Raw genomic sequence first — 13,231 nt, 5'->3', positions numbered from 1 at the left:
TCGAACGTATCTTGAGGGTGATGCTCAAAGCCGACGCCTTTCTGAAAGGAAACAAGAAGGAAGCGATCGAACTGGTGGCTAAAGGAACGAAATGGGATCCGGCTCTGGTGGAGGCTACATGGGGGGAATATCAGTACAAAACTGAGCTGAGCCAGGGGTTGCTCGACGAGTGGCAAAGCCAGGCCCAATGGGCGATAGATGTGGGTCTGGCCCCGAAGGGAGCAGCGATGCCCAACTTCAAGCCGTATGTTTACCTCGATGGCTTGAAGAAGGTTGATCCGGCGGCGATTACAGTTAGGTAGGGACGTCTACCTCTCAGCTAGTACACCTCAGGATGACCCGCTCTACTTGGGGCGGGCAACTGCCTGCCCCAAGTAGAGCCACTTTGTGTCGCAATATAGGCGCATGGAGGGAAGCATGATCTTTGAGAAGGCTACTGTTATCACTGTAGATGCGCAACGTCGTATCATCCTCGATGGAGCGATCGTCGTTCAGGGCGACCGCATCGTGGGGGTGGGGAAGACTGACGAGATAAGGAAGCAGTTCCCCGCTGAGGAACGGATCGATGCCACAGGAAAGCTTATCTTGCCAGGGCTCATCAATACCCACGTTCACCTGGCCCAGGCTATGCTCCGTAGCTGTGCCGATGATCTGCCCATCTTACAGAGGCTTGGACAGCGGATTTGGGTATTGCAAGGGAATTACACTGCGGAGGATGGGCGGGCCAGTGCTGCCCTTTGTCTATTGGAGATGTTGCGCTCGGGCACTACAGCCTTCGTCGAGTCGATGATCGTCAGCCGCTATGGGTTTGATGGAATAGCTGAGGTGGTAAGAGAGTCTGGGATGAGAGCTGTCCTGTCCAAGACAGTGATGGACATGCCCGGCTATGCCGCAGCGTCAAAGATTATGTACCACGGTTTGGTGGAGGATCGGCAGGCCAGTTTGGCTGAAGCCTTAGCCATGCACGATAAATGGGATGGGGTGGGCGATGGTCGCATCAAAGTCTGGTTCGGTCCCCGCACACCGGGAGGATGCACGCCTGATCTATACCAGGAGATCAGCAAGATTGCCGCGAAAAGAGGCATGGGTATCACGATCCACCTGGCTGAGGTGCAAGCCGATGTGGAGTATACGAAGGGCCAATTCGGCCTGCTGCCCGTTGAATTTGCTGAAAGCGTTGGCTTGCTGGGGCCAAATTGCCTCCTGGCCCACGCTGTTTGGTTAACAGAGGCCGAGATAGCCACCCTTGCTCGGACGGGGACGCATGTGGTGCATTGTCCCTCTTCTAATATGAAAGGAGGACACGGCTTCGCCCCGATTCCGGCGATGCTTCAGCGTGGGGTCAACGTGGGCTTGGGCACCGATGGTGGTCATAGCAATAATACCTACGATCTCGTACGAGAGATGAAGCTCGCTGCAGTCATCCACAATGGCATCATCCTCGATCCGACGGTGATGCCGGCCGAACAAGTAGTTGAGATGGCCACGATCAATGGGGCTAAGGCCATGGGACTAGATAGTGAGATCGGCTCCTTGGAGGTTGGCAAGAAGGCAGATTTGGTCATCATCGATATGGACAAGCCCCATCTAACCCCTTGTCCCAATCCTGTTTCAGGGTTAGTCTACAGCGCCTGTGGAGGTGATGTTGATACAGTGCTTATAGATGGAAAAGTAGTGGTCAAGGATGGCCATGTTCTTATCCTGGATGAGGAGCAGATCCTGGCTGAAGCAAGGCGACGTGCCCAGGCGCTTTTAGCCAGGACAGGTGTTCAACCGTTTCCCAGATGGCCTATCCTGTAGCTGTGTATGCCAGGCCTGGTGAGAGAGCGTGTACTGGCAAAAGGGCTGAGCGATTGTTAGGGTGTCTTAAGGAGGGTGAGATGAATCAAATCACCTATTCAATTATCAAGGAGATCGTTGATACTGCTCTACAGAGGAGACCGCCGGACCTGATCCTGAGGAACTGTCGCCTGGTCAACGTCTATGCAGAGCAGGTCTATGATAGCGATATTTTGATCAGCAGTCAGCGCATCGCTGTCTTAACCCCAGTTGGCGCTATGCAGGGTCAAAATGTCCTGGATTGCCAAGGTTATTTTGCCCTGCCTGGCTTTATGGATGGGCATATACATCTTGAATCGAGCGCCCTCGGACCGGCAGAGATAGCTCGCATCATTGTTCCCCGTGGTATGACCTCCGTCTTTGCCGATCCACACGAGATCGCCAATGTGCTAGGTGTAGAGGGCATCCGTCTGCTGCTGGACATGATCAAAGGATTACCCCTTCGCCTCTTCCTCTGTGTCCCTTCCCATGTGCCGGCTGCGCCTGATTTAGAGACAAGCGGGGCTAGCCTGGAGCTGTCCGAGATCACGGAGATGCTGGGGTGGGAGGATACAGTCAGCCTTGGTGAATTAGATCCCTCCAAGGTTTTATCTCTTTCCGAGAAGTATATCGCTGAGGTGATAGCGGCTCTCAAGGCGAGCAAGGTCGTTAATGGGCATACGGCTGGACTGAAAGGCCTGGATCTGAATGCTTATATCGCCGCTGGGATCCTTGATGACCATAACAGCCTGAATATAGCTGCCTATCTAGAGCGCCTCCGCCTGGGCATGAAGGCGATGGTCAGGGAGGGTAGGGGAGCTTACACCCTTACAGAGGTGATTCAAGGTATCCTCCGGGAGCGATTGCCCACGCGGCACGCCTTTTTCTGTGTTGATGATAAGCATGCCAATGACCTAGTCGATGAGGGACACATCGACCATTGTATCCGCCGGGCCATCGCCCTGGGCATCGATCCCATCGCAGCCATCCAGATGGGTTCCCTAAATTGTGCTGAGCGTTATCGAGTGGATCATCTCGTCGGTAGTATAACCCCTGGCCGGTTGGCTGATATCGTCCTTTGCCGCGACCTTAATGACATTCACGCCGAGGTTGTGATCGTTGATGGTAGCGTGGTGGCCAGAGATGGGGAATTACTGGAGAAGCCCACAGTGGCAACCTACCCAGCCTGGGCTCTTGATACCATCAATCTGCCCCGTCCCTGCCAGCCGACTGATTTCGCTATCAGATGCAGCAAGGCGGAGGAAACGGTAAAAGTAAGGGTCATGGCCAAAGAACCGATTAGTAATATGAGTAAGATAGCCATCGAAGAGCTGAAAGTGGGGAATGGGTTTGTCCTTCCCGATCCGCAGCGGGATATCCTTAAGATAGCTGTCGTAGAGCGATATAAACGAACAGGACGGGTCGGACTCGGCTTCATCAGTGGCTTTGGTTTTCGAAATGGGGCGATCGCCTCCTCTGTTTGTCACGACCACCATAACATTGTTGTCATCGGTAGCAGTGATACTGATATGGCCATTTGTGTGAATACCATTGCTGAGATGAAGGGTGGTTTCGCAGTGGTCAAAGATGGTCAGGTGACGGCAAAGGTGCCTTTACCCTTGGCCGGATTGATGAGCGACCAGCCTTATGAGGTACTTGTGCAACAGATGGAAGCGCTGAACCGGGCCGCTGCAGAGCTGGACGGTGCCCCTCGAGCCCCGTTCATGAGCCTGAGCTTTGTCTCCTTGCCCAGTGTCCCTGAACTCGGGCTCTCTGATCGAGGACTGATTGATGTGCGCTCCCAGCGGTTGATCGGCCTATTCCCTGATGCGCCCTAAAGTTCTGGAGTATCCTTGTAGTTGGCTAATGGTTAACAGAATAGGGCAATTGTAAAGTTTTGCTTGACAAGACTTACGGTGGATGCTATGATGAGCCCCGCCAAACTATTCTTCTTTAAGGAGGATCAAACAGTGAAGACCGATTCCTTTAAGGGCAGAGATTGGATCACCGATCTTGAGTACACCAAGGAAGAGCTGGAGACGATCCTAGAGGTAGCCTTTGATCTGAAAAGACGGTATGCCACCGGCGAACTACACAATCACATTTTGAAGGGCAAGACCCTCTTCATGATCTTCTACAATATGTCTCTGCGTACCCGAAACAGCTTTGAAGCAGGTATGACTCAGCTCGGCGGACATGCCCACTTCCTCGAGCCAGGGAAAATTTACGCCCCGGCCCTGGCCGGCATGGAGAAGGCCTATACAACAGAGCGGGTCTCCGATGTGGCTCGTACCCTCTCCCGCATGGGTAATGCTATCTCCATCCGTTGCTACGGTGAGCCGGTGAACTGGATCTATGGTAAAGCCAACGCTATGATCAGGGAATTTGCCCATTGGGCTCATATCCCCGTAATTAACATGGAGTGCGACATGTATCACCCCTGCCAGGGGATGGCTGACGTAATGACTATGATTGAGAAGCTGGGCGATGTCCGCGGCAAGAAGTTTGTGATGAGCTGGGCCTACTCTCCCAGTGTGGAGAAGCCCTTAGCTGTACCTCAAAGCGCCATCAGTGTCGCTTCGAAATTCGGCATGAATATTGTACTGGCTCACCCCAAGGGGTTAGAGCTCGATCCCAATTTAATTCAGGCGGTCAAGGATAATGTGAAACGCTATGGTGGCTCGTTTGGGATCAGCAATGATATGGCCGAGGCGTTCAAGGGGGCTGATGTAGTCTACCCCAAAGCCTGGACTTCGGTCCACAACATCCCACCTGAGGCGCCGAAAATAAACCTGGAGGCTACCCAAAAGCTCTTCGACGCGAACAAGCACTGGATCTGCGATGCGGAGATGCTCTCCAAGGCCAAGAAGGATGTCTTGTACATGCACTGTTTGCCTTGTGATCGGGGCTTCGAGGTCACCGACGAGGTCATCGATGGACCTAACTCTGTGGTCTTCGATGAGGCCGAAAATCGATTACATGCCCAAAAGGCGATCATGTCCTTGACGATGCGCTAGGGTAGTAGTCAGCGCCAAGGAGATAACCAGCGATGGCCAGCCAATGCTGGCCATCGCTGGTTAGGGGTGTTTAAAATAGTAAATGAGAAAGGAGTAGAAAGTTAGCAATGGCCGTTAATTTGAAGGGCAGGGACCTAATTACAACACAGGAATGGTCGGTCGAGGAGATCGAGGCCGTCTTGGATTTAGCTAAAGATATGAAGAAGCGTCGCTACAATCATCCCCTGGGCAACTGTCTGAAGAACGAAACATTCTTCATGTTCTTCTATAATCCCTCCGTACGCACCAGACAATCATTTGAGTGTGCTGCGACAGAGCTGGGTGGTCATGCCCAGTTCTTAGAGCCCAAAGCGATGCGTTTGAAGACGAAAACAACCGCTGGCGAGACGGTTGAAGATGCAGCCAAGGTGATGAGCCGCTATGCTGTTGGCATCGGCATTCGTATCTTGGAGGATGCCATCGAGGAATACGGGCAGGGAGACGCCTTGCTCCGGGAGTACGCCTATTGGTCGGACGTGCCCATCATCAGCATGGCCCATGACAAGTATCATCCCTGTCAGGGCCTGGCCGATGTGATGGGAGCGCGCGAACACCTGGGAGACGTAAGGGGTAAGAAGCTCCTCATGGTTTGGGGAAAGGGGGCCCTGGTGCGTTCTTGGTGTTCAGTGCAGGAGAGTCTGCTCATCAATACCAGGCTGGGCATGAACGTGACGTTGGCTTATCCCGAGGGGTATGACCTGGATCCTCAAGTTATGGAGGCTTGTCGCCAGAATGTGGCCGCCACGGGGGGCAAGTTTGGGATAACGCACAACCTGGAAGAGGCTTATAAGGGGGCGCATATCGTTTACTCGCGTAACTGGATGAGCCCCAAACGCTACCAGTGGACGAAGGAACAAGAGATAGAGATGGCCATGAAGCACTCTGAATGGATCTGTACCAGGGAGCTGATGGAGCTCACTGATAATGCCTTGTACACGCATCCGATGCCCATCGATCGAGGTGCTGAAGTCACTGATGAAGTAGCTAGCGGCCCGCGCTCGATTATCTATGATGTCGCTGAGAACCGATTACACGTCCAGAAAGCGGTCATGGCCCTGACGATGGCCGATCTGTAAACTGTAGTAGAGAGAAAAGGAGTAGTCGAATATGTCAAAGGTAGCTGTAGTAGCTATTGGAGGTAACTCGCTCATTAAAGACCCGCAGCATCAGACGGTCCCTGACCAAGCGGAGGCAGTGCGGGAAACCTGCGAGCACATCGCCGGTATGATTGAGCAGGGCTGGGATGTGGTCATCACACACGGCAATGGGCCCCAGGTGGGATTCATCCTGTTGCGCTCTGAGCTGGCCAGTCATGTGTTGCATACTGTTCCCCTCGACTCTTGCGGGGCTGACACACAGGGGGCTATTGGTTACTTGATTCAGAAGGCGTTGTACAACGAGTTCCTGAAGCGAGGAATAAAGAAGCAGGCGGCGACTGTCGTCACCCAGGTTGTTGTTGATCGGAATGATCCAGCCTTCCAGAAGCCTTCTAAGCCGATTGGCCCCTTCTACGATAAAGAGAAGGCAGAGAAATATCGAGATGAGCAAGGTTGGGCTATCGTCGAAGATGCTGGCCGGGGATACCGGCGCGTAGTGGCTTCGCCCATCCCCCAGGAGATCGTAGAGAGAGACGCCATCAAGCTCTTGATCGACGCTGGATTTGTGGTGATCGGCGTCGGGGGTGGTGGCATTCCTGTTATCAGGAGGGAGGATGGCGGTCTGGAGGGTGCTGAGGCGGTAATCGACAAGGACTATGCCTCAAGCCTGCTAGCCAGCAGTATCAATGCTGATCTACTCCTGATCTCCACGGCTGTGGAGAAGGTGGCGATCAATTATAGGAAACCAAACGAGCAATATCTGGACCGGATGACTCTCTCCGAAGCGAAGAGATACCTGGCCGAGGGACATTTTCCGGCAGGGAGCATGGGGCCCAAAATCAAGGCCATCATCTCTTTCCTGGAGAAGGGGGGTAAGAAGGCCCTGATCACCAGGCCGGAAACGATTGAGAAGGCTCTACGGGGAGAGACGGGTACCTGGGTAGTGCCCTGATTAGGGTTTGACTGCATAATTACCTTTAGTGAGTCTGAATTGCGGTGCGCCTCACCGCCGGCGGTGAGGCGCACCGCAGGAATAAAAATAGCCCTATCGGGCCACAGTGAGACACTTCATTGAGGGTTACCATACTGGGGAGTAGCCCAGCCTGGACAAATGCGGGGGGTGCTTGCTCAGGGTATCTGCTTGAACAGGGGGAGACCCGGCTCCTGCTCGATTGTGGTAACGGTGTGTGCGGCAACCTCAGCAAGCACATCGCCTACGATGCCATTTCAGCCATCATCGTTTCCCATATGCACCCCGACCACTTCCTCGATTTGATCCCCTATCGTTACGCTCTCGTTTATGGCTTGGGACACCGACTGGAGAGGCGCCCTTACCTCTATCTGCCACCGGGCGGTCAAATGGTGTTAGAGCACATTGTGGCCGCTTTCGCTGAAGCTGCGGACTTCCTTAGCAGTGTATTCGAAGTGCAGGAGTACGATCCCCTGGAGCCCCTGTGTGTTGGGGAACTCATCATTCGCTTTATGCCAGTCAGACATTTCATCCCGACGTTCGGTATGACTGTAATGGGCGATAAGACGATAGCCTATTCGTCTGACAGCGGCCCCTCCGAAGCGCTGGTCTCCCTGGCGAAGGACGCTGATCTCTTCCTCTGTGAGGCTACCCTTCGCCAAGCCGCTGAGGAGGGACCAGAACGAGGACATCTATCCCCAGTGGAAGCTGGGACGATCGCCAGACGAGCCGCAGTCAAGATGCTTGTGCTCACTCACATCGGCAGGGAGGCAACTGATCTCCAAAAGTGTCTGGAGGAGGTCAAGCAAATCTATGGGGGAAATGTTGCTTTGGCCAGGGAAGGCGATACGTACATCCTGTCGGGTTGTTGAACTTTCGGCTACACTTGGCTGAGGGGCAGAGTGAAGTAAAAAGTACTGCCCTTACCCAGCTCGCTTTCGACCCAAACCTTTCCCCCATGCGCCTGGACGAGCTGCTTAACGATGGACAGTCCGATGCCAGATCCACCAGTCGCCCGTGAGCGGGATTTATCGGCGCGGTAGAAACGGTCAAAGACATAGGGCAGCGCCTGCGGAGAGATACCAGGGCCAGTATCAGATACAGAGACCTGCAACCAATCTGTCTTAATGCCTGGCTGGCTCTCAGGCACAACCTTACCTCTGATAACGATCTGCCCCCCGACTGGGGTGTAGCGAAGGGCATTATCCAGGAGATTGCTTATGACCTGGCTGATGCGACCGGCATCGACCGCCACCTGGGGTAAGCCAACGGGCAGCATTGCTTCGATGAAGATGTCCTTCGCCTGCGCTTGTGCCTGTCTCTTATCTACAGCCTTGTTAATAATTTCGGCTATATCGGTAGGGACTCGTTCCAGCGGCAGTTGCCCCATCTCTGCCAGAGATAGCTCGCGCAGGTCGTTCACCAGGCGGGCTAGCAGCAGACTCTCCTCGTGTACGGAAGTGAGCTGCTCAGGTGTCAAGGGTATTACTCCATCGAGCATCCCCTCCAGATTCCCCTGGATGACTGAGAGTGGCGTCCGCAGCTCGTGGGCGATATCGGCCATAAGCTGACGCCGTTGCTCCTCGTTTCTGGCCAAAGCCTCCGCCATAGCGTTAAAGGCTGAGGCCATCTCCCCGACCTCGTCCCTGGATCGTACATCTACTCTTTGGGAGAGGTCACCACCAGCGATGCGCCTGGCCGCAACGGTTACCCTGCGCAGGGGATGCGTGATCTGTCTGGTGAGGAGGAGGCTCAGGGCTGCGGCCACGGCTACGGCCATGATGGCCGCCAGCCAGAGAGATTGGCTCATCGCCTGGAGGTAATCCCTCTCCGGGGGACCGATCACCTTCATGTTCGTCGTTCCTCCAGGCATCATCATATCTGGTCCCATCATGCCTCCCATCTCACCCATCCACCGCTGCATCATTCCCCGCCCGGTGTTGCTTGGGGCTCCACCCATCATGCGTCTCATCATTCCCCACCATTCTGAAGCGGATCCGTTTCCCTTGGGCAGGAGATGAAGCACACCAACCTGTTTATTCCCTATTACTATGGGGGACGACCAGGTGCCACAAGTATTCTCATCTACGGACTGGCCGGTCAGCCCCTGGCCGGAATCGGCCAGCGCCTTCCCTCGTCCATCGGTAAGGAGAAGTGGTTCTCCCTGTGTCTGACTCAAATCTGACAGTAGGGGCTGAACACCAGCCCAGCTGCCGTTCTTGGCGTAGTAGGCGGAGAGAGCCATAAGCGCCCTCTCCAGGCGTGCTGTAGTAGGACCCTGCTCCAGATAGGAGGCGAATTCGCTCTGCGTGCCGCGTCCCGCCAGGTAGGTCACGGTACCGACGGCGATGAAAGCCACGGCAAGGAAAGATAGAGTGAGCTTGAAGCCCAGGCTACGCACCTTTGTTTACCTCAAACTTGTAACCGACGCCGTATACCGTGGTGATTCGAAAACCCACACCCTCGGTGAGCACTTCTATCTTGTGGCGGAGGTTCTTGATATGGGTATCTATAGTGCGTTCGTACCCTTCATAGGCTTCCCCCTGGACGAGATCGAGGAGCTGGAGACGGGTGAAAACCCGACCTGGATGGCGGGCCAGCGCCTCCAGCAGCTTGAACTCGCTGGGTGTGAGCTTTAAGAGCTGACCGTGGACAGAGGCCTCATGGCGGACCGTATCGATTACCAGGCCACTTATAGCTATCTGCTCAGGTTGATCCGCTGGGGCCGTTGTCCGACGCAGGACGGCCCGCACCCTGGCCACCAATTCGCGGGGGCTGAAGGGCTTCGTAATGTAATCGTCGGCCCCCAGCTCCAGGCCGATGAGCTTGTCCGTCTCCTCATCGCGCGCCGTGAGCATAATAATGGGGATATTCGATTCCCGGCGGAGGGTACGGCATACTTCCAGTCCATCAATCTCTGGCAGCATGAGATCGAGCACGACCAGGTCTGGTCTCTCGCGGCGAGCAAGTTGCAAGGCTGTCTGACCATCCCTGGCAGTCACTGCCCGATAACCGTCCCTCTCCAGATAGGCACGCACCAGACTGACTATTTTTGCTTCGTCATCCACGACAAGGATCTTCTTTTTGGCCATATATTTTCCTGATCAATTCGTGTTCGAGTAAGTCGTTGTGCCCAGGGGCAGCTATGCTCCCACCTTCAGCCATACCTTGTTATTTTAGCATATAACCAATAGGCATACAGACCCTTTTTTTCAAACGTTCTTAAGGGGACGCGACCATGGTCGCGTCCCCTTAAGGGTCGACGGATTCGGCAGGCGATTCAGGACTGGTTTAGTACCCCCGTCCAAAGCCGCCCATCATACCACCGCCCATCATACCACCGCCCATCATGCCTTGGCCAAAGCCCCCGCCACTGAAGCCGGAGCCCCAGCCACCCCGCATCATCGGGCAATGCCAATCGTCATCATCGTAGGACGATGGCGTTGGCTGGCTGATCCGTAGGCGAACCTGCTCTCTCAACACCTGTAGCCTGGCATCAGCCTCCGCTTGGGTCAGGTAGCCGTATTTCACCCGCAACTGGAGTTGGTCTTTTTGAGGCGCCAGGATTGTATCCAGGAGCTGTTCCTCATTTACCCCCTTGGCTTGAGCGATCTCCAGGATGGTCTTCCCCTGGGTCAATTGGCTGATGATCTCATCCGGCGTTGTTCCCAGGAGGGTTGCTATCCGTTGCAAGGTCGGCTTGTCCAGATAACCATATGGACCGCCAGCATAGGGTGCGCGCGGTGTCGGGGTGGGTGGAGCAGCCGAGGCCATACCAACCGAGGAGACCAGTAGCATGGCCACCAAGGCTAAGCCAGCCACGATCAAAATCTTCTTGGGCACGTTTATTACCTCCTTTTGAGATTTCTGACCTGTACCGTACGCGAGACGTCTCGTTCGCTATAGACTGTAACAGGTCAGTATGAAGAAGTTATGAAGGGTTAATGGGAAGTTTGTGGGGATTTCGGCGCTGAGAAGTCACCAGGCGCCGGAGTAGGCCCTCATGATGAGAGGAAAATAGATGTACGGTCGATTGAGGTCTTTGACGAAAGGGGTGGCCATGATGACATCCATCGTCTTAGAGACCAGTCCCAATCGACTGCTATCGGTACAGATAAGTAGCGTGTGTTGACCCAGGGTGGTGGTCGTCGCGTCCCAGGTGAAGCTCCAACCCGAGTTCTGAAATTTAGGGCCATAGATAGCGGCTACGTCTGGACGGGGAAGTCCATAGGAGGCCGTGCCCAGCAGCGTGCCAGAGCAGGCCGTCCCATCCAGGTAAAGGCGAATAGCATTGATACCGGTGCCACTGGGACTGCCCTGGTCAATGGCCCAGCCGCTGATGTTGATGGAGGCCGCTCTCCAAACGGAGCTGCCGGGGGCTGGTGTGTCGACCTGAACGATGATACTAGCCGTCTTCTGGGCTTCAATTAAGGCTCGGTAGGCGTTGATGCGCCCGGCGCCGTAATAGTCATCCCGGCCACTGGGGCCGAGATCATCGGCCGTATTCTCGATGATCTGTTCTACCTGATCGTTGCTCAGGTTGGGATTCACTGACCAGACCAGGGCCGCCAGTCCGGCCACGTGGGGAGCAGCCTGGGAGGTACCACTACCGAGCGCGTAAGGATAGGAGGCCATACTGCATGGAAAGGTGCTGGCTATGCCAACCCCGGGGGCGGCCACATCAACGTAGGCATTGTACTGGGAAAAGTAGGCCCGGGCATCATTCTGATCTGTGGCGGCCACCGATATGACGTGTTCGAGGGAGGCCGGATAAAAGAGGGTACTGGAGCCATTGTTACCGGCGGCAGCGACGAGCAGGCAACCTTTCTGATAGGCGTAGTTGATAGCTTCCTGCAAAGACGAAGGGGGACTGGACGTTTCGCCACCCAGGCTCATATTGATGATCTTCGCCCCATGGTCCGCAGCCCAGATTATGCCCTTCTCCAGATTGCTGGTAGAGCCCTCGCCATTAGCGTCGATCACCTTGATGGGCATGATCTTGGCTCCCCAGGAGAGGCCAGCTATGCCGACCCCATTATTGGTGGAGGCAGCTACGATGCCAGCCACATGGGTGCCGTGCCCGTTATCATCTGAGGGGTTGCTGTCGTCATTGACGAAATCGTAGCCGGGGACGATCTTAGCCTGTAGATCCGGATGCCCCAGGTCAATGCCGCTGTCGAGGATGGCCACGGTGATGTCTGAGCTGCCCTGATTGATATCCCAGGCGGCCTCGGCACCAATCTTGCGCAGGTTCCACTGATAGCTGGCGAAGAGCGGATCGTTGGGGGTACGACTGATATGCAGCGTATAGTCTGGTTCCGCATATTGTACGGTGGTGTAAGCGGTGAGTGCCTTGGCAATCTGTTTCTCCTCACCAGGCGTGACGGTGTAAATGTCGGCGCCGATGGCCGGTATCGTTTCTTGTCGGGAGAGTCCATACATCATCCCCAGAATAGTTTGGGCAACCTGGTTGGCTTGGGGGTTGAACTTGACGATGATGCGGCCGGGCACGAATGTCCCTGGGGGTGGTTCTTTCAGGGCGGCGGCTCTTACTTGGGTGAGGTTCGTCGGGAGGAGGGTGAATAGGAGAACAGCTATTAAGAGAAAAAGGGGCAAGCGCTTAATGTTGCGGAGCATGCATCCTCCTTGGTTTGTATTGTTTCTCCAAGATGGAGGTGTCTTCAGGGGAGTGGCTTTCACCGCTCTAATTATATGCTCACTGAGGCATCAGTCAAGCGTCTCTTTCAGCCCCAGCCCAATCGGCTCAATTCGGCATCGCTGATGCCGAAGTGGTGGGCTATCTCGTGTATGATCGTCCTTTGCACAGCTCGCTTGATCTGCCCGTAGGAATGGTAAGATGATTCAATGGGCTTTTGGAAGATGGTTATCTTATCTGGTGGCACCAGCGTGTAGCCACTGCCTCGCTGTGTCAGAGGTATGCCCTCATAGAGTCCAAAGAGGGTTGCGGGAGGGTGAAGCCCTGCCTCTTCCAGATGCTCTGGCCCGGGCTTATCTTCGATGACGATGGCCACATTGGCCATCTTCTCGAGCACCTCCTGAGGGAGCTCATCTATTGCTCTAGCTACCATCCTCTCAAAGCTGTATCTGTCCATCGGCACATATCCTCCAGCCTTATCTTAACACCACGGTGGTCTACATCACTAGGGGGTCAACTGGAGTTTACCCCATGGTAGGTGTGCTTGGAGGATTTGGACTTGACAAGCATTCAGATTGCGGTTATAATCTTAATTAGGTTAACCTAAATAAAATATTTTGGATCGCCAAATTAG

12 protein-coding genes are annotated in these 13,231 nt (G+C 54.8%); 7 read left to right on the top strand and 5 right to left on the bottom strand.

Going from position 1 to position 13,231, the window contains the following annotated elements; all coding sequences use genetic code 11:
- The 7 genes from M1136_01645 to M1136_01615 form a co-directional block, all read left to right on the top strand.
- A partial coding sequence (locus M1136_01645) for a hypothetical protein (protein MCL5074343.1) occupies positions 1-302 on the top strand: 302 nt, incomplete at its 5' end.
- Between the two features lie 115 nt (positions 303-417).
- Positions 418-1,800 (top strand): amidohydrolase, encoded by a 1,383-nt coding sequence (locus tag M1136_01640; GenBank protein MCL5074342.1) that lies wholly within the window; start codon positions 418-420, stop codon positions 1,798-1,800.
- A gap of 80 nt (positions 1,801-1,880) precedes the next feature.
- Positions 1,881-3,656 (top strand): adenine deaminase, encoded by a 1,776-nt coding sequence (gene ade, locus M1136_01635; protein MCL5074341.1) that lies wholly within the window; start codon positions 1,881-1,883, stop codon positions 3,654-3,656.
- Positions 3,657-3,788: 132 nt separating this feature from the next.
- Positions 3,789-4,835: an N-acetylornithine carbamoyltransferase gene (locus M1136_01630; protein MCL5074340.1), complete on the top strand. Its 1,047-nt coding sequence runs from the start codon at positions 3,789-3,791 to the stop codon at positions 4,833-4,835.
- 107 nt (positions 4,836-4,942) lie between these two features.
- A complete protein-coding gene (locus tag M1136_01625; GenBank protein ID MCL5074339.1) occupies positions 4,943-5,950 on the top strand; it encodes an ornithine carbamoyltransferase in 1,008 nt (335 codons plus the stop codon).
- Between the two features lie 31 nt (positions 5,951-5,981).
- On the top strand, positions 5,982-6,923 hold the full coding sequence (arcC, locus tag M1136_01620) for a carbamate kinase (GenBank protein ID MCL5074338.1): 942 nt from the start codon (positions 5,982-5,984) through the stop codon (positions 6,921-6,923).
- A 119-nt stretch (positions 6,924-7,042) separates the two neighbouring features.
- Positions 7,043-7,813, top strand: a complete 771-nt coding sequence (locus M1136_01615) for an MBL fold metallo-hydrolase (protein MCL5074337.1) — start codon at positions 7,043-7,045, stop codon at positions 7,811-7,813.
- Positions 7,814-7,821: 8 nt separating this feature from the next.
- Here M1136_01615 and M1136_01610 read toward each other — a convergent pair whose 3' ends face one another.
- From M1136_01610 to M1136_01590, 5 genes are all read right to left on the bottom strand, one after another.
- A complete protein-coding gene (locus M1136_01610) occupies positions 7,822-9,342 on the bottom strand; it encodes an ATP-binding protein (GenBank protein ID MCL5074336.1) in 1,521 nt (506 codons plus the stop codon).
- Entirely contained in the window at positions 9,335-10,033 is a 699-nt protein-coding gene (locus M1136_01605) for a response regulator transcription factor (GenBank protein ID MCL5074335.1), read from the bottom strand. The genes M1136_01610 and M1136_01605 overlap by 8 nt, the downstream gene beginning before the upstream one ends.
- Positions 10,034-10,232: 199 nt before the next feature.
- Positions 10,233-10,784, bottom strand: a complete 552-nt coding sequence (locus M1136_01600; protein ID MCL5074334.1) for a hypothetical protein — start codon at positions 10,782-10,784, stop codon at positions 10,233-10,235.
- Between the two features lie 135 nt (positions 10,785-10,919).
- Positions 10,920-12,578 carry a S8 family serine peptidase gene (locus M1136_01595; GenBank protein ID MCL5074333.1) on the bottom strand — a complete coding sequence of 553 codons (1,659 nt, stop codon included), beginning with the start codon at positions 12,576-12,578 and terminating at the stop codon, positions 10,920-10,922.
- 107 nt (positions 12,579-12,685) lie between these two features.
- Positions 12,686-13,054, bottom strand: a complete 369-nt coding sequence (locus tag M1136_01590; protein ID MCL5074332.1) for a metallopeptidase family protein — start codon at positions 13,052-13,054, stop codon at positions 12,686-12,688.
- Positions 13,055-13,231: the final 177 nt, after the last annotated feature.

The organism is Chloroflexota bacterium, from assembly GCA_023475225.1.
GTDB lineage: Bacteria > Chloroflexota > UBA6077 > FW602-bin22 > JAMCVK01 > JAMCVK01.
Note: the sequence above shows the minus strand (reverse complement) of the source record. Positions and strands in the feature narration are given on the sequence as shown.

What these genes read in the sequence shown, in the direction of transcription:
- M1136_01640 (MCL5074342.1), top strand. Translation starts at nt 418, where the DNA reads ATGATCTTTGAGAAGGCTACTGTTATCACTGTAGATGCGCAACGTCGT.
- ade (MCL5074341.1), top strand. Translation starts at nt 1,881, where the DNA reads ATGAATCAAATCACCTATTCAATTATCAAGGAGATCGTTGATACTGCT.
- M1136_01625 (MCL5074339.1), top strand. Translation starts at nt 4,943, where the DNA reads ATGGCCGTTAATTTGAAGGGCAGGGACCTAATTACAACACAGGAATGG.
- arcC (MCL5074338.1), top strand. Translation starts at nt 5,982, where the DNA reads ATGTCAAAGGTAGCTGTAGTAGCTATTGGAGGTAACTCGCTCATTAAA.
- M1136_01605 (MCL5074335.1), bottom strand. Translation starts at nt 10,033, where the DNA reads ATGGCCAAAAAGAAGATCCTTGTCGTGGATGACGAAGCAAAAATAGTC.
- M1136_01595 (MCL5074333.1), bottom strand. Translation starts at nt 12,578, where the DNA reads ATGCTCCGCAACATTAAGCGCTTGCCCCTTTTTCTCTTAATAGCTGTT.
- M1136_01590 (MCL5074332.1), bottom strand. Translation starts at nt 13,054, where the DNA reads ATGGACAGATACAGCTTTGAGAGGATGGTAGCTAGAGCAATAGATGAG.